23 protein-coding genes are annotated in these 21224 nt (G+C 37.8%); 1 reads left to right on the top strand and 22 read right to left on the bottom strand.

All coding sequences use genetic code 11. From position 1 onward, the window contains the following. Positions 1-306: hypothetical protein (locus K5S59_RS11975; protein ID WP_207303671.1), on the top strand; the 306-nt coding region annotated here is incomplete at its 5' end. Positions 307-514: 208 nt separating this feature from the next. Here K5S59_RS11975 and K5S59_RS11970 read toward each other — a convergent pair. The 22 genes from K5S59_RS11970 to K5S59_RS11865 form a co-directional block, all read right to left on the bottom strand. Continuing rightward, a complete protein-coding gene (locus K5S59_RS11970) occupies positions 515-1579 on the bottom strand; it encodes an N-acetylmuramoyl-L-alanine amidase (protein WP_000753394.1) in 1065 nt (354 codons plus the stop codon). Further along, positions 1576-1815: a hypothetical protein gene (locus tag K5S59_RS11965; protein ID WP_000461729.1), complete on the bottom strand. Its 240-nt coding sequence runs from the start codon at positions 1813-1815 to the stop codon at positions 1576-1578. Before K5S59_RS11965 ends, K5S59_RS11970 begins: the two co-directional genes overlap by 4 nt. Further along, entirely contained in the window at positions 1815-2051 is a 237-nt protein-coding gene (locus tag K5S59_RS11960; protein ID WP_000398731.1) for a hemolysin XhlA family protein, read from the bottom strand. The genes K5S59_RS11965 and K5S59_RS11960 overlap by 1 nt, the downstream gene beginning before the upstream one ends. A gap of 72 nt (positions 2052-2123) precedes the next feature. Beyond that, positions 2124-2348, bottom strand: a complete 225-nt coding sequence (locus tag K5S59_RS11955) for a hemolysin XhlA family protein (protein ID WP_000390459.1) — start codon at positions 2346-2348, stop codon at positions 2124-2126. Between the two features lie 129 nt (positions 2349-2477). Further along, positions 2478-7103: a phage tail spike protein gene (locus tag K5S59_RS11950; RefSeq protein WP_001260206.1), complete on the bottom strand. Its 4626-nt coding sequence runs from the start codon at positions 7101-7103 to the stop codon at positions 2478-2480. Continuing rightward, a complete protein-coding gene (locus tag K5S59_RS11945; RefSeq protein WP_000959910.1) occupies positions 7100-8599 on the bottom strand; it encodes a distal tail protein Dit in 1500 nt (499 codons plus the stop codon). The genes K5S59_RS11950 and K5S59_RS11945 overlap by 4 nt, the downstream gene beginning before the upstream one ends. 14 nt (positions 8600-8613) lie before the next feature. Beyond that, positions 8614-12510 (bottom strand): phage tail tape measure protein, encoded by a 3897-nt coding sequence (locus K5S59_RS11940; protein WP_220784053.1) that lies wholly within the window; start codon positions 12508-12510, stop codon positions 8614-8616. Between the two features lie 36 nt (positions 12511-12546). Continuing rightward, positions 12547-12801 (bottom strand): hypothetical protein, encoded by a 255-nt coding sequence (locus K5S59_RS11935; protein WP_000931847.1) that lies wholly within the window; start codon positions 12799-12801, stop codon positions 12547-12549. Positions 12802-12890: 89 nt separating this feature from the next. After that, the gene (locus tag K5S59_RS11930) at positions 12891-13268 is read right to left on the bottom strand and encodes a tail assembly chaperone (RefSeq protein ID WP_000818630.1); all 378 of its coding nucleotides are present in this window, start codon (positions 13266-13268) and stop codon (positions 12891-12893) included. A 70-nt stretch (positions 13269-13338) separates the two neighbouring features. Then, complete coding sequence (locus K5S59_RS11925; RefSeq protein WP_000777417.1) at positions 13339-13557, bottom strand: hypothetical protein; 219 nt, start codon at positions 13555-13557, stop codon at positions 13339-13341. Then, positions 13554-13895: a hypothetical protein gene (locus K5S59_RS11920; RefSeq protein ID WP_000355283.1), complete on the bottom strand. Its 342-nt coding sequence runs from the start codon at positions 13893-13895 to the stop codon at positions 13554-13556. Before K5S59_RS11920 ends, K5S59_RS11925 begins: the two co-directional genes overlap by 4 nt. A gap of 50 nt (positions 13896-13945) precedes the next feature. Further along, entirely contained in the window at positions 13946-14449 is a 504-nt protein-coding gene (locus K5S59_RS11915) for a phage major tail protein, TP901-1 family (RefSeq protein WP_000852561.1), read from the bottom strand. Positions 14450-14462: 13 nt separating this feature from the next. After that, a complete protein-coding gene (locus K5S59_RS11910; protein WP_000930920.1) occupies positions 14463-14870 on the bottom strand; it encodes a hypothetical protein in 408 nt (135 codons plus the stop codon). 2 nt (positions 14871-14872) lie between these two features. Then, on the bottom strand, positions 14873-15232 hold the full coding sequence (locus tag K5S59_RS11905) for a hypothetical protein (RefSeq protein ID WP_001264192.1): 360 nt from the start codon (positions 15230-15232) through the stop codon (positions 14873-14875). Continuing rightward, entirely contained in the window at positions 15232-15606 is a 375-nt protein-coding gene (locus tag K5S59_RS11900) for a hypothetical protein (protein WP_000954646.1), read from the bottom strand. The genes K5S59_RS11905 and K5S59_RS11900 overlap by 1 nt, the downstream gene beginning before the upstream one ends. Positions 15607-15609: 3 nt before the next feature. Further along, the gene (locus K5S59_RS11895; protein ID WP_001285266.1) at positions 15610-16416 is read right to left on the bottom strand and encodes a hypothetical protein; all 807 of its coding nucleotides are present in this window, start codon (positions 16414-16416) and stop codon (positions 15610-15612) included. Positions 16417-16420: 4 nt separating this feature from the next. Further along, positions 16421-16762 carry a hypothetical protein gene (locus K5S59_RS11890; RefSeq protein WP_000868476.1) on the bottom strand — a complete coding sequence of 114 codons (342 nt, stop codon included), beginning with the start codon at positions 16760-16762 and terminating at the stop codon, positions 16421-16423. Between the two features lie 28 nt (positions 16763-16790). Further along, entirely contained in the window at positions 16791-17015 is a 225-nt protein-coding gene (locus tag K5S59_RS11885; protein ID WP_001122832.1) for a head fiber protein, read from the bottom strand. A 49-nt stretch (positions 17016-17064) separates the two neighbouring features. Beyond that, complete coding sequence (locus K5S59_RS11880; RefSeq protein WP_000186508.1) at positions 17065-17568, bottom strand: hypothetical protein; 504 nt, start codon at positions 17566-17568, stop codon at positions 17065-17067. A 99-nt stretch (positions 17569-17667) separates the two neighbouring features. Beyond that, positions 17668-18792 (bottom strand): SU10 major capsid protein, encoded by a 1125-nt coding sequence (locus tag K5S59_RS11875; protein ID WP_001145078.1) that lies wholly within the window; start codon positions 18790-18792, stop codon positions 17668-17670. A gap of 60 nt (positions 18793-18852) precedes the next feature. Then, positions 18853-19620, bottom strand: a complete 768-nt coding sequence (locus K5S59_RS11870; RefSeq protein WP_000455458.1) for a phage scaffolding protein — start codon at positions 19618-19620, stop codon at positions 18853-18855. Positions 19621-19693: 73 nt separating this feature from the next. Further along, complete coding sequence (locus K5S59_RS11865) at positions 19694-21211, bottom strand: phage portal protein (protein WP_001265882.1); 1518 nt, start codon at positions 21209-21211, stop codon at positions 19694-19696. Positions 21212-21224 lie beyond the last annotated feature (13 nt).

Genomic DNA, 21224 nt, shown 5'->3' with positions numbered 1-21224 from the left:
ACCAGCACCACCAGCACGACCAGTACGACCAGTACTAGCACCACTAAGTTCAATCCTCATTTATCTAAATTCTATAATGTTATAATAATTAATAAGAAAACTGGTAAACCACTTTCCCTTAACTGTTTCTTTAAAGATAAACCAACTAAATTTAGAATTATTTGTATTAAGGGTACTTGTGCTATACTTGGTTATCAAATTGATTCGTTTGCTAATTTCAATGCTGAACAATGTATTACGATTGATTTAAACTGTTATGATTTACAATTCAATTGTTCCATTCATAATGGCGATAATTGTTATTAAGTAAACTTAAAAAATATAATGTGTAAAAATGAGACACTTTACGATTAAAGGTCTCATTTTTCATTTAACTTTTATATCAAATCTGGAAATAAGCTAATACAAATGATAATCCTTTTTTCTTTATAAATTCAATGTGTGTGGAGTAACATTAATTCTAAAATAAGTTAAAAACTAAAGTTCACCTCTCAAAAATTGGTGAATCTTTTCATTATTTCACATATACATAGGCTTCATTTGCTGTTACATAGTATGTTCTTCCTTTGCTATTGTATACTTTATATTGCGGTGAACCATTTACATTTACTTTCGCATCAATTGTAAATCCTAATCCTGCATCTACAGAGCCAGCAACATCTCTATCCTGCCAAGATGGAGCGTTATAGAAACGTAGATTGTTAACTTTTGAAACAACGCGCTTTCCAACAATAGAAGAATCTACTGTGCTTTTCTTATTAAACTTCACATAAGATGAATCATTCTTAATCCACTGATCTCCACCAAGATTTAACCAGCCATCCTTTTCAGCCCATACAATATACGATTCTGGTTTGTTTAACTGACGAATCTTAGAATAGCTTGTACCTGGTCCTTTACGTAAATTAACATTGTAACCTTCAATATAGGCGATACCGTCTGTTACTGCTGTGGGTACTTCTGCTGGTTTAGATGGCTTTTTAGGGACAGAAACATCCACACTAGAATTATTGTATGCTCGTTGTACGTCTGCTCTAAATTGAGCTTCTGAAACGCCATGAGACTTTAAGTAATCAATTGGATCTTCATGATCCGTACCGCCAAGGTAATGAGTTACATCGCTATGTGTCCATAATCCTTTTTCTACAGATAACCCACGGTCACGTAAGATTTTAGCTAGTAACTTAACATATTTGTCATAGCTGCGTTTGAATTTTGTATAGTCCGCTGTTTCGCATAACTCTACATGTACAAATCGTTTATTAGCAGCAGGACCGCCACCATAAGCAATGTATTTTGTGTCAGCAATTTGGATTGTTTCGTCCCAATCGACTGCATAATGAACAAATGCATTTCTCCATGTTCGAGACTCATATTTTTGAATGTTAATAGCTGGAGCTTCTGGAGTTGCTGTAGAATGCGCTACAACGCCCTCATAAGCACCTATGCCATAACGGTATGGTTGTTTCGGTAAATCAGGAATAATAAGCGTTCTATCAGCAAGAGCACTTGTAGCAAAAGAACCAGCAAGTACTAGAATCATAAGGAACGAAGTAATATGTTTCATTGTCTTTTTCATTTTGCATCAACATCCTTTTTCATAATTTTTGTGTGGTCAAATAATCCACTTGCTGACAGTCCGATAATGATTCCTTGAAATACATTTGTTTTGATATCTCCGCCCAAAAATAATACGCCTAGCACAAGGCCAAGCGTTAAATTTAATAACGGAACATATTTTGTTTGTAATCCAATTGTTTTTCCAATCTGTGAAAGACCAACTACAATTCCAATCATTACAGTAATTTCAAACATTACATACCACCTCCTTTCATTAAGAAAGTGAGTGCCGCACCTATAATTCCACCTACAATAAGTCGCAAGATCCAAGTTGTATTAGCGCTAATCTTATCTAATTGCTTATTGATATTGATTATGTCCTTTTCGTTACCCGTTGTTCGGATTTCTAACCCTTTAATCTCTAAACGAATATCCTTGATCTCTTGCTTGATTTCTTGAACATCGTTTCTTACATCTTGTAACCCTTCCATTGTGACCACCTCATTCCAAAATAAAAAGAGAGACTCTTGTCCCTCTTTCATAAGTGCATTTAAACAAACAGTCTAAATACCGCCTTTTAATATTAACCCTAGAACTGCCATCACTATTGCACTAATCACAATTCTTAAGATCCAAGTTGTATTTGTGCTAATTTTTTCTAATTGTTTATTAATTGTTGAAATGTCTTTTTCATTAATGGTTGTACGAGTTTCTATATTACGAATATCACGCATAATTTCTTTCTGTTCTGATTTAAGTCTATCAATCTTTGCATAAACATCTTCCATATATTCACATCCCTCTAGAATCTACATAAAGCAATCTTTATATACTATGAGACAACCCTTCTCACTGTGAATATATGAAAGTCATTTTTTATCAAGGCCGTACTTTGTGCAAAATAAAAAAAGACCAGCTTATGGCTGCTCTGGTTTCTCGCTTATAAATTTTTGAAATAAATCTGTTAATGTGGACACATTACTTGTAAGTATCGTAACTTGATCTGTTAATGTAGTAACCTTCTTGTTTAATTGTTTATTTTCTTCTTTAACTACATTTAACTCTTCGGTATTCTGCTTAACCTGCTCCTTTAACAATATGAATTCATAATACAGCTGTTGGAAAGCTGCAATAAAAAGAGAAACGGTATTATATAAATTAATTGCCCGTTTCTCTTTATCTGTAAATACATCGTCCGTATCGTCAGCAATCATACCGAAATAAGTTTCGATATCTTTCGTTGTATATGGTTCTGTTTGTTCCTCTGATTTGTTCACACGCATTTGATACAGATCATACATGTCGTCTCTGAAATTGTACTGTTTGATAGCTAAACTCATGATTTTATCAAGAGCATTGAAAGGAATATCTTTTATATTCTCTTTCATGTTTCTAGCTGACGTAGGGTTAAATGCTTTCGCCCACATTTGACCAGTAGCACTAATATTCTCTTGCGCTCGTAATGTTCTTAATTCTATATCTTTCCATCCCTGACCCATCATATCTTTAATCTGCAAGCCATTGTTATAACCTTGTACAAAACTTGACCTTATCATTGCATTACCCATGATTAAATCATGATCGGTGGCGCCGTTTACGAAATGTATTTTATAGTCACTGCCTTTTCTTTTGAAAGTAAACTGCCCCGAGTTATTTGTAAAAATATGCGGCTCAGTTGTAGTTACAGAGAAGTAACCATATCCTGGAGCCCATCCTTCAGATTCAAAAATAATATTATTCAAGTTTTGAAAACGAAATTGTCCATCTGAATATACGCTCAGATGTCCACCGTCATTATGCATTTGAATATAGTTTGACCAAATATTAGTTCCTTCTGCATTTTCTCCTTTAGAAATCCCAAATTTTGCATATGCTTTAGAAGGTTGATCGACTCCATTAATTCGCGGCATGACTTGATAAATATAAAACGATCCTGTACCCCTGTATTTAATATTGTCAGAACCAAGGACGAGTGAAGGTTGAATACTTCCATCATTTGTTTCCATAAATCCTATATAGCCACGTGGCTTATCTGCATCGAAAATCTTCATGTCTTGCTTATTTATTTCAACAAATCTGTTTCCACTCGTTTTAAGTGTTACTCCTTCTAAAACTTTCCCTTTGATATGCTCAGCTGTTACATATCCTATAAGATTAATTCTGGACCCCTGAATTAGAATTTCCTCAGCTGATTGATTAATCTGGGATATAACATCGCCTTTTTTAACCCTAGAATTAATATTTTGATTTGTTAAACTAAAAGCCGCTTCCATTTCTAAAACATAAGCAAATTTTTTGTCCGCATCCGTCTTTGAGTACACTTCAGTCGCTTTAGCACGAAAACCTATTTCCTCGGTATTCTGCCGGATTTCTGTCTGCATATTTGTAGTTACTGTATCAAAGTCACTTTTAGCAACCTTATCCGCAACTAAGTCAACCAATTCTTTATAGTTGGTAACGTCTTTTGGGTTTGGCATGTATACAGATGGTTCTTTTCCTTGCTGTAGCTGCGGTTGAGATACCCACATTGTGCCATTACGGCGTACCCATATATCTCCTTGCAAACGAGTTACAGGAACGTCAGGAGCTTTAATGGTTACACTAACTAGTATCCAGGAGCCATTAATTAATAACTCTTTTATTTCAGTTTGCTCATAACCTAATGCGGTTGAACCATTAAAGAATTGAAGCTTAACGCACGCTCCTTGGTCTAATAAGTTTTTATCTACTACATAGACCCATGCAGACAATACGTAGTCACCGCTATTTTGTGAGGCTCCAATACTTTGAGCAATACCAGTCCAGCTATTTGCTGTAGCCCCCGCATTTGCAATTCTGACCGAGTTATAACCGTCATGACGTCTGTCTGTTACTGGTGTTACTGTAGCACCTGATACAACTCCTGCTACTGTCCACTTATCGGTACTAGCAACCTCATTTGTTATATTGCCATTAGCATCAACTGTTTTTTTCTTAAACTCTGTATTGAAGAATTGATTTATACTACCAAGTGCCCCTATATAAGCTTTCATTTGCTGTTCCGAAATCTTTGAACTTAATGAGTCTTTTGTTTGCGTAATTTCATTCTTGTTTTCTTGAATGAGCTTTCCTTGATTTGTTTGTGTTTCTGTTAGCGTTTTAATATTAAGAGAATTCGAATTTGTGGTCTGCTTCACTTCATTTAGAGTTGTTTGCATTGTACCTTGATCTTGTTGTACTTTCGAGATTGTTTTTGAGTTCGTATTTACTGTTTGTTGAATTTCATTAGTTGTTTGGGTAAAATCTGCTTTAGAAGTAACTTCATCGTTAGATAGTTGCCATGTAGTTCGTATGTTACCTTCTTCAAATTTTGCATGGTGTGAGTTTAAATCCCCATCAATATTGCGCCCAGAGTAATAGAATTTAACTTGAGTTACATCTTTATCTTTTGTTCTAAATGTAACTGATAGTGGTTCGTCTTTATAATTTACATTAATCTTTATTTGCGATTCAGCACGTACAGATTGCCATTCTTGCTCTCCATCTGCATACGTTATCGCTGTTTCTACGCCAAACCAAGCATTTGTATTGAATTTTGTCATTTTACCAGTAAACAAAAATGAGATAGTAAAAATTTTATTCCTATAGTTGACCTTATCCGATAAAATCATTTGTTTACTGTCTGACCAGGATCCAGTCATGTTCTGTTTATTTAACCCTGTTTCTGAACCGCTAGCTAAATTGATTGAACCTACAGAAATATTATTTACAGTAGTTTTTAATTCTGTAATGGTGTTAGTGTTAGATTCAGCTGTCTGTTTAGCAGTATTAGCAGTTTGACTTACTAGTTTAAGATTATCGTTTAGAGTTGTTATCTCCGTTTTCTCTGCTTTATTTTTAATTTCTTCAGCTGTGCGTTCAGCAGTCGTTTTTGTTTCATTTAATACTTTTATATCACCTTTACGGTTTGTTTCGTACACTTGCTTTCCAATAAGGTTTTCGTTTACCCAATCTTTTGTATAAACACCTTCTTTGTTGGCCTTTCCTTCAAGTTGCTGATTTAACCAAGTCTTATCAGGTATATCTTCAATTGTCTCTTTTAAAGTATCAATTTCTGTTTGTGCATTCTTTATATCTTTTTGTAATGGTCCTGTATCCGGAACAACCGATTCCCAAGCTGTACCTGTCCATATTTTTAAAATACCAGGCTTTCCATTACTAATATCACGCCATAGCGTTTTGTTTGGCTTAAGATCAGTAGTTGGTGGTTCTTTACCTTCTATAATATTAACCATATTATTTTCAATATTTTTTTTTAGTTGCTCTGATATATCTTTAGCCTCTTGCGATTCCTTTACAGCTTTTCCCGATTCTTTCTTTGCTTCTTCGGCCAACTTTTCTAGTTGTTCTAACAGTTCCTTGTTAGCCTTCCCCTCTAACCAAGCACGCATTTTGTTATATAATTTTCGTAATTCCTCGTTCGAATCTATAATCTCTCGATAGTCTCCAAATACATATTTATCTTGCGAAGGATCCGTATATGATTCATCACCAGCGATTGCCCTTGCTTCAAGGTATAACTTAGGTGTGAAGCCTGTATCTTTGATTCGGATTGTATCGCCTTCATTGATTAGTTCATGTGCTAGTCCGAAAATGCGACCGATTGATTGTGCCTCTACTTCATACGAAACTGAAGTATTGACACGCTTCTTTAATTCCGTCTTCATCAAAGTCATTAATCGTTTTGGTGTCATATTTTGTTCTTCTGTTTCTGGAGTGTAAAAACCAAATTTATGTTTACCATGTGCATTCCAACGTTGAAAGGCATCACTATCTGTAATATAAACAAGTCCGTTATTGATGCTCTCAACCGTGATAAGTTCTTCACCTTCACCTCGTACAAATCCGACTAAGGCGGTACAAATATCCCTGGAATGCTCAATGCGTCTAACGCCTACTAAGTCTTTTCCCAGGGTTACTTCCTTCCCTGTTTCTCTCCCTCGTTTATTTATCATATCGACGTACCATCCAGTAATTTGAGAACCAGATACTTCAACTCGATATTGGATTTCCAATTCAAACAAAGCTGCAATTTTCTTTAAAAAAGTAAGGGGATCGATGAATTCATCGATCGTCATCGTGTGGAACGAAGAATAATCCGTTATTCCACGTTGCCATTTTGAATCGGCAAGAGCGATATCAATAAACGTATTAACTGTTTCGCTCTCTATACGTTGAGGTTTAATAATCCCATCTTTGGCGATTTGAACCCAGGCACCAGAAGAGTGTACAGTTAATGATCTATCCTTTGAATCTTTTTCTACTTCATTATTAATAACATACGGAACAATTCGACCATCACGTACTTCCTTTAAAACCAAGTTCTGCTGTTGTAATGTAATTGCATGCGGAGTACCGTCAAAAATTTTGAACTCTAGCATATCAATGTTATTCTTGATTTCCCAATGACGCTTATCTTCCCAGTAGTCCTTTGGTTGAATAGCGGATAGAATTTGATCTGTTTTGAAATCAACAACATGAAGTAATCCGCTTGGTGTTCTCATCGAAATCGCTCCCTATATTTAACTTTTGCTGTTCCGATATTTGCTGGCATAATTTCAAGTTTATTCTGACCCTTAGTAATTTTAGGATAATCACTGAATAATTCCTTCAGATTAATTGCACTTGAACCATTAATACTAACTAGACTTTTTGCTGTATCGATTTGCACTTTATCTCCTTTTCCAACAATATATGGAGGATTATTATTTGTATTTTGGTTAACTTTCCAAATCTTAATATCATCAACTGTCATAAGTACAGCCGGATTATTATTCCACCATTGACAGATAGAAATTTGTACCTGTGCAATTTTATTCATCAAGATCCCATCTTTGTCTACCCAACGAGCTTTTGCTCCAGCATCATCAATCTCAGTACCGTACGCAAATTTCGCAATATAAAACTCCCATTCATTCCCAATACGGTAAACACATAACTTTCCGTAAAAATTATTCCACGTCCAAGGATACATACCGCGCGTATGGATCATCATTTGTTCAGCTGGATGCCCTGGATAGGCAATCTTAGCAACACCAAAAGTTTCTTCAGCCTCCCAATATACATCGTTTAGCGACAATCGAACTACAGGTTTACTAGTCTCATCCAGTAGGGCCACTTCTACTTGTCCCATTTGTACATAACTACTGCAGTTGAACCTTACATAAGCATCCATTATAAAATCTTGTAATGGTCCACTAGGAATGCTTTTTTTAGCAATCGCTCCATGATTCCCTTTGTAATTCTGATCACCATAATCTTCTACATAAAATTGATGTCCATTAGATTTGAATGTACCTCCACCTTTAGTGTTTTCAAACTGTGATACACTTGTCCATCCAACTGTAGTAGACATTTCATCCCACATTACACGTTGTTTCCACTCTACTGGAAGTTGGTTTACTTGTAACGGGTAACCAATCCGAAAATAATCTTCTTTGTTTGGAAGATATACGCTCTTATTCCAAACATCTAAAAATGTAGAAGGGTTTTCAACTTCAATTTCGATGATAGGTTCTGACTCCGCACTGCCTTTATTTTGAATGTTGGCTATTAACCCTCGACCGTCATTTTCAAAGTCAACCGTTTTCTCATTCCCTAACTTATACGGCATTGGACATATTAGTGTAATAGTTGCTTGATGAATATTAGATTTTTCTAAAGTCTCCTCTACAGATTCCTTAATCCCGTAATACACAATATCCGGTTCGTCTGTGAAGGTAATTTTTACAGGTTCTTCTGTATCTAATAGACCATTCAATTCATCTATCCGTTTCCTTAGTTCAAAAAGAGAGACTCCCTTAAGAGAGAAATCTACTTCTAATACTCTCTTGGGAGGCCTTTTACTTAAAAAATATGAACCTGGGCGGTGAGGTACGGTTAACTCATTAATTTCGTCACTTAAAATTCCGCGACCTCTTACATCGTTAACCATAAAAAATCCTTTTTCGTATTTTTGCTCAAAGTATTCTTCTAAATTAATTTCATTAAAAACTAACAATATACCACCCTCCTTTAAAATACATCTTTCCGTTTTTTTACAGCCTCTTGCTCTCCAGTAATATCATCAACGAACCTATTAAACTCTTGTCTACCAAGCTGTATATTAATATACGCAGGTTGTCTTTCACTAGCTGTAGAATTTGAAGCAGTTCCGGCATCCGTATTTCCTGAGCTTGCTTGTGGTCTAGCTGTCTGGTATGCACCAAGTCCTCTTGGCATTCCGTATACAGTCTCTACTTGTAAAGCTTCCGGTTTCATCCATTCAGTCATTTGTTCGGTTGTTCTTTGTACAGCGCCTTTCATTGCATCAATACCATTAATCCACCCTTTCATCATATTGACACCAATGAAATCCCTGAACCAACGACTCGGTGAGTGAATCGATAAAAGTCCTGAAATTTTATCTTTGATTCCATTTCCGATGTCCGTAATTTTGTCCCAAATAGCCCCAGCCATAGAGCTTATACCATTTAAGAGACCTTGCATCATATTTTTTCCTATGCTCCCTAAGTCAATTCCGCTCAAGAAAGACTTCACGTTATTAAAAATTTGAGTCACTGTGTTATAGATAGCATTTAAGATACTAGAAGTCGCTGACTTAGCTGCATTCCAAATTGAAGAAATGATGCTACCTACTGCGTTCATAACAGATGAAATGACTGAACATATACCTGAAAAAATTGAACTTACTAGAGAACCTACCGCTGATAAAACACTAGAAAAAATAGATTTCACTAAATTTAGCCCACCATTCACGACCGCGGAAATTAAATTTATCGCCCCTTGGATGATATTTCCGATTAATGACATTACACTCGACGTAATGCCTTTCACCGCGTTCCACGCTCCACTCCAATCTCCTTTTAAAACTGAAGTGAAAAGCTTTATTATGTTGGTGATTACCCCAATAGCAGAGGTTATTACGCCCATAATAGCGGGAAAAACTGCCTGGACAATCGACAAAATAAATTGAATCGCCGGGATCACTACGCCTTTTATTATTGTCGCTAGACCTTCTAGTATCGCAGTGGCTACGGGAATCGCCGCTTGAATTATCGAAACTATTACCGGAAATACCGCCTGAACAATTTGTAAAATTAAAGGGATAACTGTAGTCGCTATGATAGAGATTACCTGGCCTAATAATTGAATAATCGGAATCGCAACGGAAATCGCAGCAGCTATAATCTCAGCTATTACCGGGAATACCGCTTGTACTGCCTGAAGGATGATCGGAATCACTGACGTCGCTATGATTGATAGAACCTCTCCAAATCCTTGAATCAACATTCCTGCTATGCTAAACGCCGCCTGGATTACTTGTAATATAATAGGGAATGCCGTTTGAAAAGCTTGAGCGAATATCGGTAAAACTGTAGATGCTAGCTCAGTAAAAATTTGAGCTACTTGTTGTATAGCCTCCGTTATCACTGGCATAATTTCTATTGTCGTATCAGCAAACATCTGAATTAATTCAGTAATCATAGGCATTACTTCTTGTACCACTTGACCGAAAAGTTTGAATAAATCAGATGCTAAAGGTACCACGGCTTGTATTGTTTCTCCGAACAAACGGAATAAATCGAGTGCTATCGGTACTACAGCTTGTACTACTTCACTAAACAAACTAGCTATTGTAGAACCTAACTCACCAAAGGCCGCACCTAGCTCAGAAAGAGCAGGTCCAAGTGTAGCGAAGCTTTCTGCTATAACTTGTCCCGTTTTCGCAAATTCAGGAGCAAGTGGTGCAAATGCTTGTGTAATCCCTTGAGCTATTGACTGAACAACCGGCAAAATCGCAGATATCACAGAACTAAAAATCGATTGTATAGACTGCCAAGCCGACATAAAAGCAGACTTCACTTGATCATTTGTATTGATCAATTTAAATATCGTAGCACCTAAAGAAGCTACAATAGCGATTACCCATCCTACGGGGCCTGAAACACCTAAAAACGATAAACCTAAACGTACAATTAATGGTGTTAAAGTGGCTATCGTATTTCCTATTGAGGAAAAAGACATTTTGATAAAATCAATTACTGGAGAAAGAGCTGATCCAATTCCAGCAAATGCTGAACTAAGTCCTGATATTGCTGAACTAAACGCACCACCTATTCCCTGACCAAATTCACTAATTTTCGATTTTATTACAGTTAGCGAAATCTCTACAGCTGTTGCAAAACCAGAAAACACCTGTCCTACTTTAATTAACCCTGCCTCTAACGCTGCGCTAATTGCTGTACCCATTGCTGAAAATTTTTCCGGTATTGTCCCGAGATAAGAACCTAAAGAATCAAAAGCAGCTTTCATAGCCTCAACAGCTGCTACTGTCCCATTTTTTATTGATTCCCACGCATTATTCACAGCATTTCGGAAAGTCTCGTTATGTTTGTATAATTGGACTAGCGCTACCCCCACTAAGCTTAGAATTGCAATAACCGCACCAACCGGTCCTAACAATAATGCAAATCCGGCTCTTAGTGCTGACAAAGCAGCCCGCAGCATTACCGCACCTTTTGATGTTCCCGACATCCATAGCATAAGTTGACCGAGAGTGATAATTGCACCGCCGATTGCGTTAATAACAATACCCGCTACCGTTGCTATAACTAAAAAAGCCGTAGTAAATGCTACTACGGAAGCAATCACCGTCTGCACAGGAGCTGGTAATTTCATAAACGCATTTGCTAAGGTTTCAACTACTCCAGCTACAGCCATTAATGCAGGAGCTAATGCATCAGTAAATGCACGTGCTGCAGCATCAAGAGATGATTCCATTTTCGTCAGTGCTCCGGCCCATCCTTCAAGCATAGAGTCCGCAGCTTTTTTAGAAGCACCGTCCGATTTCACTAAGGATTGTGTTAAAGCTTCAATCTTTTCAGGTCCCGCTACTACAAGTGCCATCATACCTGATACAGCTTCTGTCCCAAATATTGTTGCTAACGCCGCACCTTTTTGTGCACTTGTCATACCTTCCATTCCTGATTTCAACTCACCAATAATTTGGGACAATGGTTTCATATTACCTTGTTGATCCGTAATAGATACGCCAAGTCGTTTTAACTCATTCGCCGCTGCTTTTGGCGGTTTAACTAAACGTAGTAAAGATGCACGTAATGCTGTACCAGCGGTCTCCCCTTTAATACCGCTATTTGACATAATACCAACAGAAGCCGCTAGTTCTTCCATCGATATGCCTAATTGAGCTGCAGGACCCGCCGCATATTTAAAAGCGTATTGCATATCTCCTACGCCTGCAGCTGTTGCGTTTGCGGCTGTTGCTAGAACATCAGCAACATGTGTACTTTGACTTGCCTCCATACCAAATGAGTTTAAAGCTGACGTAATCGTATCAGCAACCATTCCCAGGTCTTCGCCTGATGCAGCCGCTGCACTCAACACACCAGGTAATGCGGACGTTGCTTGAGCCGAATCGAAACCTTTCGCACCCATTTCAGCAAAAGCCGCTGCTACCTGCCCTGTTGAATACACAGAATCCTTTGCCATATCAAGAATCGCTTTCTTCACTTGACCGTAGTCACCTGCAGTTAAAACTGCCGCTTTACGAGTTTGTGATTCAAATTCTCGTGACTTTTGAATCATACTCCCTAAAGCAAAAGCCGACGCTGCAGCGGCAGGACCAAATGCATTTTGCATTGTTTGCCCTGTTTGCTGTACACGTCGGCCCATTTCAATTGCTTGATTACCTACTTCTTGAAATCTAGCACGCCACCCTGAATAATCAGGAGGCGGTGGTGCTGGTGGCGCTGGTGGTAATGGTGGAGGTGACGGCGGTTGTGGAGCTGGTGGGATAGGAGGTGGTCTACTAATCTGCTGAAAAAATGTATTCCATGCTTGTGTAGCTCTTCCAAGGTTACTTATTAAATTAGATATGTCTGCAATCACCTGAGTTTCTACCTTGTTCTGGCTCATTCACCTCACCTACCCTTCCTCTTCTTGTATTTGACTTCTAATCATTGATTCTATTTGATCAAAGAACGATTCGTTTCTTTGAATTTTTTCAACTACTTCTTTCCGTTCATTTGCTTGTTTTTCAATATCACGAACACTTTCTGGACGGGTATATATATCCGCTAATGACTTGATTTTGTCACTTTGAGCATTTCGATTAAACAAAGCTTGTACACTTGCAAACTCGTACTTATCAAGTAGTTGTTCCTTATATCCGTTCAACATAAGGTGATACTCCTTGAGACTAATACGCCAAGATTGCAAGGTGGTCATATTAAAAAAACGAAAACACTCACCTTGCAATTCATCAATATTTATGCGTACAGGTTCTCGAACGATTTCTGTTGTTCCGCTGTCATTGTCCCTAGAAGTTTCTTCACTGTCTTCTGGAAGAAAAAACTATTTAGCACAACTGCTTTGTTGTACTTTAGAATTTCATCAAGGTCTAGTTTTTCAGCATTAAACATATTTTCAATCTCTTTCTGTACAGCTTCATACGTGATTCCCTCATTTGTATGAATCAGTGCGTAATAAACCACATCCGTGAAATTAGTAATTCCGCCCTGCATGGTTTGGGAAACGAATTGCATCGGCCCGCCGTTTTCATCTAATAACCTCAGTGCCTGTAAACAGAATTTCAGTTCTTGTTCTTTACCATTAATTACGAAACGCGTATATGATTTTTCAGCCATAATAATTACCTCCAATTATTTTTTGTTCAAAATAAAAAAGCGTCTATATGAACGCTTATTCAAATCTTAATTATTTATTTCCCACAAATTCATCCATTGTTTTATTAAGCAAACTAATCATTGCTTCTCTTCGCTCGCGCGGGGTTGTATTATCGTATAACTCATTGTGAATATCACTTACTTTGGCCAACTTCTGAGGATCGACATAATTAGTTACCTCTTCATGCCCACCAAGCATCATAATTGTATTGCCTATAACGACCGCTTGCTCTTGTTTGCTTAATTTCATTTGTTATCACCTTCAATAGCGAGTTTATCGGCTCTAACCAAAATCCGTTCTACGTTTTGATCCACAACTGAAGTTTTACTATTGTTGTTAATGGTAGTTACTAGACTATGTTTCATCCCCTCTTCATTCCCTTGCATTTTTTCTGATAAACTATCAATAATTTTATTTAAAACACTAATTGTCGCTTCACCACATTGTCTCGCTGTTGAATTTCGAGTCGATTCCTCACATAATTCTGATAAGCGATTTAAATCAACGTGAGGAGCCAAAGCATCCTCTCCGAATGTTGAAAGAATTGAAGATGCGATTGCAATTTTTTCGATTTTAGATATATCCAAAAATCCCCACCCCCATAAACATTCTTAATTATTAATAAATAGACTTACTATTACGCTCCTGGTGTAGCTACATCACCAGAAGGCGCACCTTCAGGTACTTTATTAAGCGTCCCTTTAGAAATTTTCCCATTTAATTTTAAGCCAATAGAATACTTTGAGTACTCCTCATTTTCATGAGAAAGTTCCAAACTATTCAACATGTATGTTCCTGATTTAACTTTAAACTCAGAAGCGGTTGCACTACGTAGGTTAACTTCATGAATTCTTACTAAAACTTTATTAAGAATTGCTTCTTCTACATAATCAAGTCCCTCGTCACCTTCAGTACAAATCCCTTCAATGCTAGCTGATTGTGTTACGTCACCGTAATCAGATCCACTCTTATCTTTTGTTTTCAACTCGATTTCTCCAGCCTCAATTGATCGTGAACCTGACGTTTGGTTAAAAAATCGAACTGTTTTTGTAGTTTTTCCATCAGGTTGCGGAATGTCAATCAAGTAAAGTGTTTCGGCACCTTTAAACTCAGGTGCATTACTTTTTTTCACTTCTGCCATTTTTAGTCCCCCTCTAATTTCTGATTGTTATAGTAATAAAACTCAAATGTTTCGCTGTTAAAATCTCAACGTCTTTTTGAGACAGTGGTTCAAAACCCTTTACTTTTGCATTAAAAAAACCGATTCGTTCTGGATTCTTTTTACTTGTATCGTACAAGTCAATTGAACCCTTTTCGAATCGGTTAATTATTCTATCTTGCAAATCGTTCCTATCAAAAATTTTATCTGCATACACACCTACTTGTATCAGATGATTACGTGAGAAATTCTCCTTTGAGTACCTGCTAATTGTTCCAGACAAATCCTCAATGGTAATGAAGGGTTTGTCTTTTCCTGATACAGAAACACCATCGTATATCCATGTAGTAGGAGCAAAAACATCCAGCAACTTTTTTAATGAATACATTACATCATTCAACATAATTAATGCCCCTTCGCTACACGTTGAACAGTTTTGCTTATATCCTCAACAAATGGTTGCTCACCTTCAAATGCTGTTTTACGCATAAAACCTTTTTTGGTTTTGTGCGTAAATTCTTGTACCGCCGCGTAAATAAGAGGAGATCCATACGTACCAATAATTCTCGCACCGACTACCATCTTTACACTTGCAGGAATACTTTCAGATAAAGGACCGTGTAATATCGGCGCTCGATTAGAGGCTTGATTAGCCTGTAATCGTGTATGTTTTTCTACCGTTTGTTCAATTTGTTTTTTGTATCTATTGGGACTATGTGCTTTTAACACAGCTGCTTGCCCTTTAACAACAACTTTAACCCTCATCAAATCACCCTCTTTACAATAACCTCACGACGGTTTACTCCACCAAGCCCTCGTTCATCGATAAGTTCGATAACATAAAAAACACCTTTACGTTCAATTTTTTCAATGTTCTCTAAGTCCACATTAAGAGGAAATGTAACAAGTGCCTCTCCTTTTTTAACATCGAGATCAGCAAACTTCGTCTTTTCCACTGACGTGAATTTCTTCCAAACTAATTGAACGTTTTCTTTTTGAGGTTCACCTTGCATCTCTTCTCCTGTAATTGGATCCTTTACAGAAACCCCTTTAATGTATAAAATCACCGGTTCTCTACGTCCCTGCTCAATCATTTCACGATTTTCGCGAATCTCTTTAATATCATCTTCAGTAAGCAATTGCTACACCTCCTCGCTTATTAAGTAGTTCAGCCGTGACGAACATTGTGGATGTGGGCTTATTAATTGATTCATAAGACTTTCCGGAATATTTTTCGGATACTTCCCAGTTCCTAAACCGTATGCATCACGTCTTGCTAGCTTGTAACACATATGCTTTGAGTGGTTTCTGTGGCGATGGCCATTATCAATAATTTGATACCCTGCCACAATTTCACTTTCTAATCCATTCTGTATAGTAGCTGCTCGGTACGTGTTAGTACTCTCAGAAATTGCTACACGCTCAACCTTCCATTTCTCATTGTCGTGTACTTCTTTTATCTTTTGAGAAATCATTGTAATGCTCTCGCCCTTTAATACAGATGGACGAATGACACTACTTAATCGATCTCTCATATCTCCAGATAAATTCCATACACGATCAGACAGAACTAAGCCATCTTCACCAGGTCTTTTTATAGCCCCTTGAATAATTTGCTTATTTACTGCAGTTATAGATTTCACGTCCAAACCTGCTTCTGATAATTTTGATGTGGTCCATTTCGACGTGTTTTCAATCAATGTATGGAATGATCGCTCTGCTTGTTTACGAAATTCTTTTTCGTATAAAGTAAGGTCTCGTAATAACGCATTTAACCTACTACGCTTCACGATTCCATCCTTTTGATAGTCATTCAATAAATCAACTAAAAACAAACGTATTAGGATAATGGCCTTTACAGTATCAGAAACTTGTTTTTCGTGCTCCTCTTTAAATTCTTCGGAAATGGTATTGAGCGCCACATCCATCTCTTGTTGAGAATCGCTCATGTAATCATCTCCCATCTGCCCGTTTAGCAAATGTTTGGTGAGTACCTTTTCCCCGTCGATACTTCCTGTACTTTTTAAGCGCGTCCGCTGATAACTTCTTATAGTTTGCAAAAATCATCGATTTATCAACCGATTCTTCACCATCTGTATAAGAAAAATAGCGCGCTGCATCTGCCGCAATCGATTCATAAGCAAATGACAGGGCAAGATAAAAAACAGCATTTGCGTTTAATTCTTCGGTTAATTCTGACTCAGTTTCGGCTTCAGCTAGCCAATTTCCGATGTCTTCCGGAGTTACTTTTGGAACTTTTGCTAACCGACTCTCCAACCTTTCCGACACCTTCATTTGGCGTCACCCCCGTCACTATATTTTGTTAAGGCGTCATAATTCCTGCAGCTTTTAACTTTGCAATAAGGGCGTTTAAGTCTTTTACTACACCCGCTACGTCAGTTGCTGTACTATCTGGTTGTTTATCGACCTTTTTAGGAATCTGACTTGTTTTGTCTTGTAAATCTTTAATAATAGTGCCAAGTGATGTGTCTTTCGCAATCGGCATCGATCTGTTTAAACGTTGTGCTTGATTTTCAGAAATAGGCATTTATAACACTCCTCTCAAAATAAAAAAAGGTAGCATTTTAGCTACCTTTTTAATGGCAAACCTTTTTCCATCCCCAAGGTGTTTGGACCCAATGGCAATGTGGCCACCAACCTGGGCCTCCGCCTGGGCCCGAAGATGGACATGAAGATCCTAAATATGTTAATCCCTGCATATCATTACTATGAACTGCACCAGGTTGACCATTCTCCAAAATCTCCACAGTGCCATCAGCTTGTAAATTCATAAGTACAAAAGTATGTTCTCTCCCTCCCCAAAAACTAGAAAAACAATGACCTCTTCGTCCTGCATTGAGATGATCATTTATAGTTTTTGGGGTAATTAAATACATCGTTGCCCCTTGCCCTTGAGTGTAATGCTGTTGAGGGTAATGACTCGAGTGTGAATATTGAGGCCTAGGCGATTCATATGAATTCTGATACGGAAACATATACTGATCATAGCCATAATGTGAGTATTGAGGTCTAGAAATTTCATATGAGTTCTGGGCTGTAAATTGATCGTAGTCATAGCCATAATCATAGTAATTTGTCATAGTTATGCACTCCTTTTATTCAATATGCTTTAAACTATGACCTAATAACTTTAATCGCTACAACAAACAACCCCTCAAATCGCCTATTTTATCCACTTCCTAAGCCATTGTTTTAGAGATATTTTCAAGAACAGCGATAGACTCTTTCGCATTCTTAACTTCAAATCCAAATTCCCCACGAATGACACGAGAGAAGTAGTCAGCACCATTTGGTGTAGCATCTTGATCATAAATTGGAGTTAAGTAACGTGCCTTTACTTTTTCTGTATCAAGAAGTAACGCACGATCTTTAGGCATATTTAAATCAACTACAACACTAGAAATCGCTCCACCAGGTAAGTCGGAAACAAATGATAAGATTTGGTAACCTGCTGCGGTATCTTGGCGTGTAGTACGAATTGTATCCCCACCAAGCTTTGTAATTTGTCGCGCGATATTTGGTCCACATAGAATCGTATTTGCTGAACCACCTCGAGTAAATACTTGTTCTACAGCGTCATTTAAAGGTTTTGCCGCAATTTCGTTCCCTTTAAAGTCTTGCTTATGTGAACCTTCAATACCCGCAAATGCAAATAAACCACCTGTAGTACGTGGTTGTGTTGGAGAGCCAACATTTCTACGACCATAGATTAGAGAAGTGTTAGCTTCACGAATCATCTCTTGTAAACGCAAGTTTACTTGATAATCTAATTCGTTTGATACGCCGTATGTGTTCACTTGTTGTTGTGTACGTGAAACAGATGCGTATCTTGAAAAGATTTGTGAGAAGTTATGTGACACCAAACGGTCATTGATCTCATTCTTACGGAAAGCATCTTCACCTTCTGGTCTCGGTCTTGCTATGACTTTTAATTCACCACCAGCTGTAATTGCCTCCGCTTTCGTACTATCGTAACCACGTTGCACAGTGATTTTATCCGCGTTTTCATCGACACTTACTACACGTAACACTTCTAATCCGTTTTGTACCAGAGCATTTTCAGTGAATTTACGAGCCTCGCCTTTTTCTAAAACTAGGTCCGTATCCCCAACAGCTGCGGCAGTTTTTACAATACCTGTATCAGAGTTTAAATAGTCGTTCTGCCATTCAAATTTAGTTTGTGTTAAAGCGTCTCCTACACCAATTAATCCGAAAAGAACAGGTGCTTTCGTAAGAATTAAATCCACATTCGCTTGCATTTGTCTTACTTGTTGTTGAAATTCGTACGTAGTTGGTACTGGCATATTTGTAGCCCCCTCAAATTTTTTAAATTAAAAAATCGCTGACTTTTAATCAACGATCCGTTATTTCTTAGATTTTGCTTCTAACAACTTGTTATAAATACGAGTTACCTCGCCCGCATACTTTGAATTTTTTAACGCCTTTGTTTTCGCCTCTTCTAGCTCTTTTTCTAAAGCAAGAATTTCATTTGCTCTCGGATTTGTTCCTGGATTCGCCCCACCAGCTGCATCAGCTCCCACAACTTTCTTGAACATCCAAGGTTTGCTTTCCTTTAGCGCATTAACAGCCTCTTCAACTCCTTGATAATTTCCATTCTCATCAAGTTGAATGGTCGACTTATCTAAAAGCGCCAATACGTCACCTGGATCATTCGCATCAAAAGCACGTGCAACGCTCTTAATTTCAGTGTTTAAAATACGAGTATTGGCTTTTTCTTGTGCTTTTTGCGCCGCTTCGGAAGCCTCTAATGCCTTTTTATCAGCTTCTTCTTTTTCAGCCTGCAAACGTTCAATTTCCGTCATTTCTTGCTTTTTACGCTCTTCTTCAGCTTTTTCGTATTCTGCTAACTTTGCTTTTACGTCATCGTAGTCGCCGTATTGTTCTGCTGACTTGTTACGCTCGCGCTCTAAGCGTTTCTTAACGATTTCATCTAACTCCTCTTGCGTAAAAGTTTTTGGTGGGTCATCAGTACCAACAGGCTTTTTGTCAGGATCATCACCCGAACTACCATCAGAGAAAAACTGAAGGTCTAACCGAAGTGGGAACTTAGGTGTTTTTTGTACTTTTTCTACAAAATACTTTAATGCTGTAGCTTGTTTTGCGTATTCCATTAGCAAATCCTCCATTTTGAGCCTGTCGGCTATAATTTCCGAAAGTTTATAGCGCCATTTCGTAAGGCAAGTATTACTTTTCGTTATACGGATCCTGAGACTGTCTTTTCAACATCCGCTCTTGCATAATCTCCATGAACTTTTGTTCCGCATTTTCTTTACCACTTCTCGTAATCGCACCTTTAATTGATTCGATTTCGTTTGAAATTTCATCGCCTAACTGTTCGATAAGTGCTTTTTGATCTTGCGGTAACGGTAAACCGAAAATAATCTTACTAGCATAATAGTTATCTACTTTTGCTAACATTTCTTTATCGTATTTGAATTTGGAGTCATCCTTCCTAGCTTTCATATAACGTAAAATATACTCATTTAAGGTTTGTAGACGGGACTGCCATATCACCCATGAGCGTTGTGTTTTAGAAATGATATTACTAAATAAAAGCTGTACGGCCATGTCATTTATACCACCTGTATTCATATCAGCCGTATTCACCATTGGTACTTCTGCTTTTTCATGTAGGCGTTTTTGCAATCGGTCCAGATACGCTTCAATGGTTTCTTTAAATCGGAATCCACTTTCTAGCTTTTTAGCGCTTGGTTCACCTGCATCTTCCGCACCATCACCTAAATCCCATTTCGCACCTGGTGCAACTTGAAGTGGATTCTTTGGATCCTCGTCTACATTCGTTAGTAACGTAATGGCGAACATTTCAAAACGTAGCGCATCCGAGTAATCAGACATTTTTTTGTCGATTTCGTCAGAAAGCTTAATCGTTTTTTCAAGCTCACTATAACCTGTAGTTCGCTTACTGAGCTTTTCAGTCGGCACTGGTACAACGGGAATAAAATCGATGCCCATTGATGAGCGCTCAACCCTATCCTCTTGTTTTTCTAAGTCACCGTTGTATACAGCCTCTTCAATTTCACAGTCGTACTCACCAGCTTCTTCATGCCAAACTAAGTAATACGATAATTTCCACATTTTCGTTTGTTCTTCATCAAGCCATGCAATAAAATGAATCTCTTCCAGTTGGTCTATATCCCAGTCGCTATACTTTGCAATAACTTCTGTTGATGGATGCCAAATAATCTTAAATTCACCACGACGTTTATCGTAGTGAAGACGGGCATACACACCAGTTTTTGAAATAGCACGGTCTTTCGCTGCTGCTAATAACTTCTCATGCATTCGGTTGTCATCCCAAACCCATGTTAATAACCGTTCCTTCGCCTTCGCTCTACTGTTTTCTGCTTGTTGCTCCTCACTAGGTTCATATCCTGATTGAATCATAAGAGCTGGATCGTCTATCACATCAGGAGGAACTGTGACTTTCGGTTCTTTTTCAAATTGCCACGCTGCAATCATGTTTACGATTTTTTGAGGATAATCAAGTTGTATTTTCGTAGGTTCGTAGTCGAGATTGTCTGGTTTTTTATAATCAGACCATACGTTTAAGTCTCCTTCATAACGCTCATACAAGCGAACCTCAGACATAATGCGTGTCCACTCAGAATCGCCGAGTGCGGTACGAACTGGCATTACAATTTCCACTGGATTCATAAAATTACGATCACCTTGTACTCTCATTCAAGCCCCTCCT

The sequence above is a fragment of the Bacillus sp. BML-BC051 genome, from assembly GCF_019656175.1.
GTDB lineage: Bacteria > Bacillota > Bacilli > Bacillales > Bacillaceae_G > Bacillus_A > Bacillus_A mobilis.
Note: the sequence above shows the minus strand (reverse complement) of the source record. Positions and strands in the feature narration are given on the sequence as shown.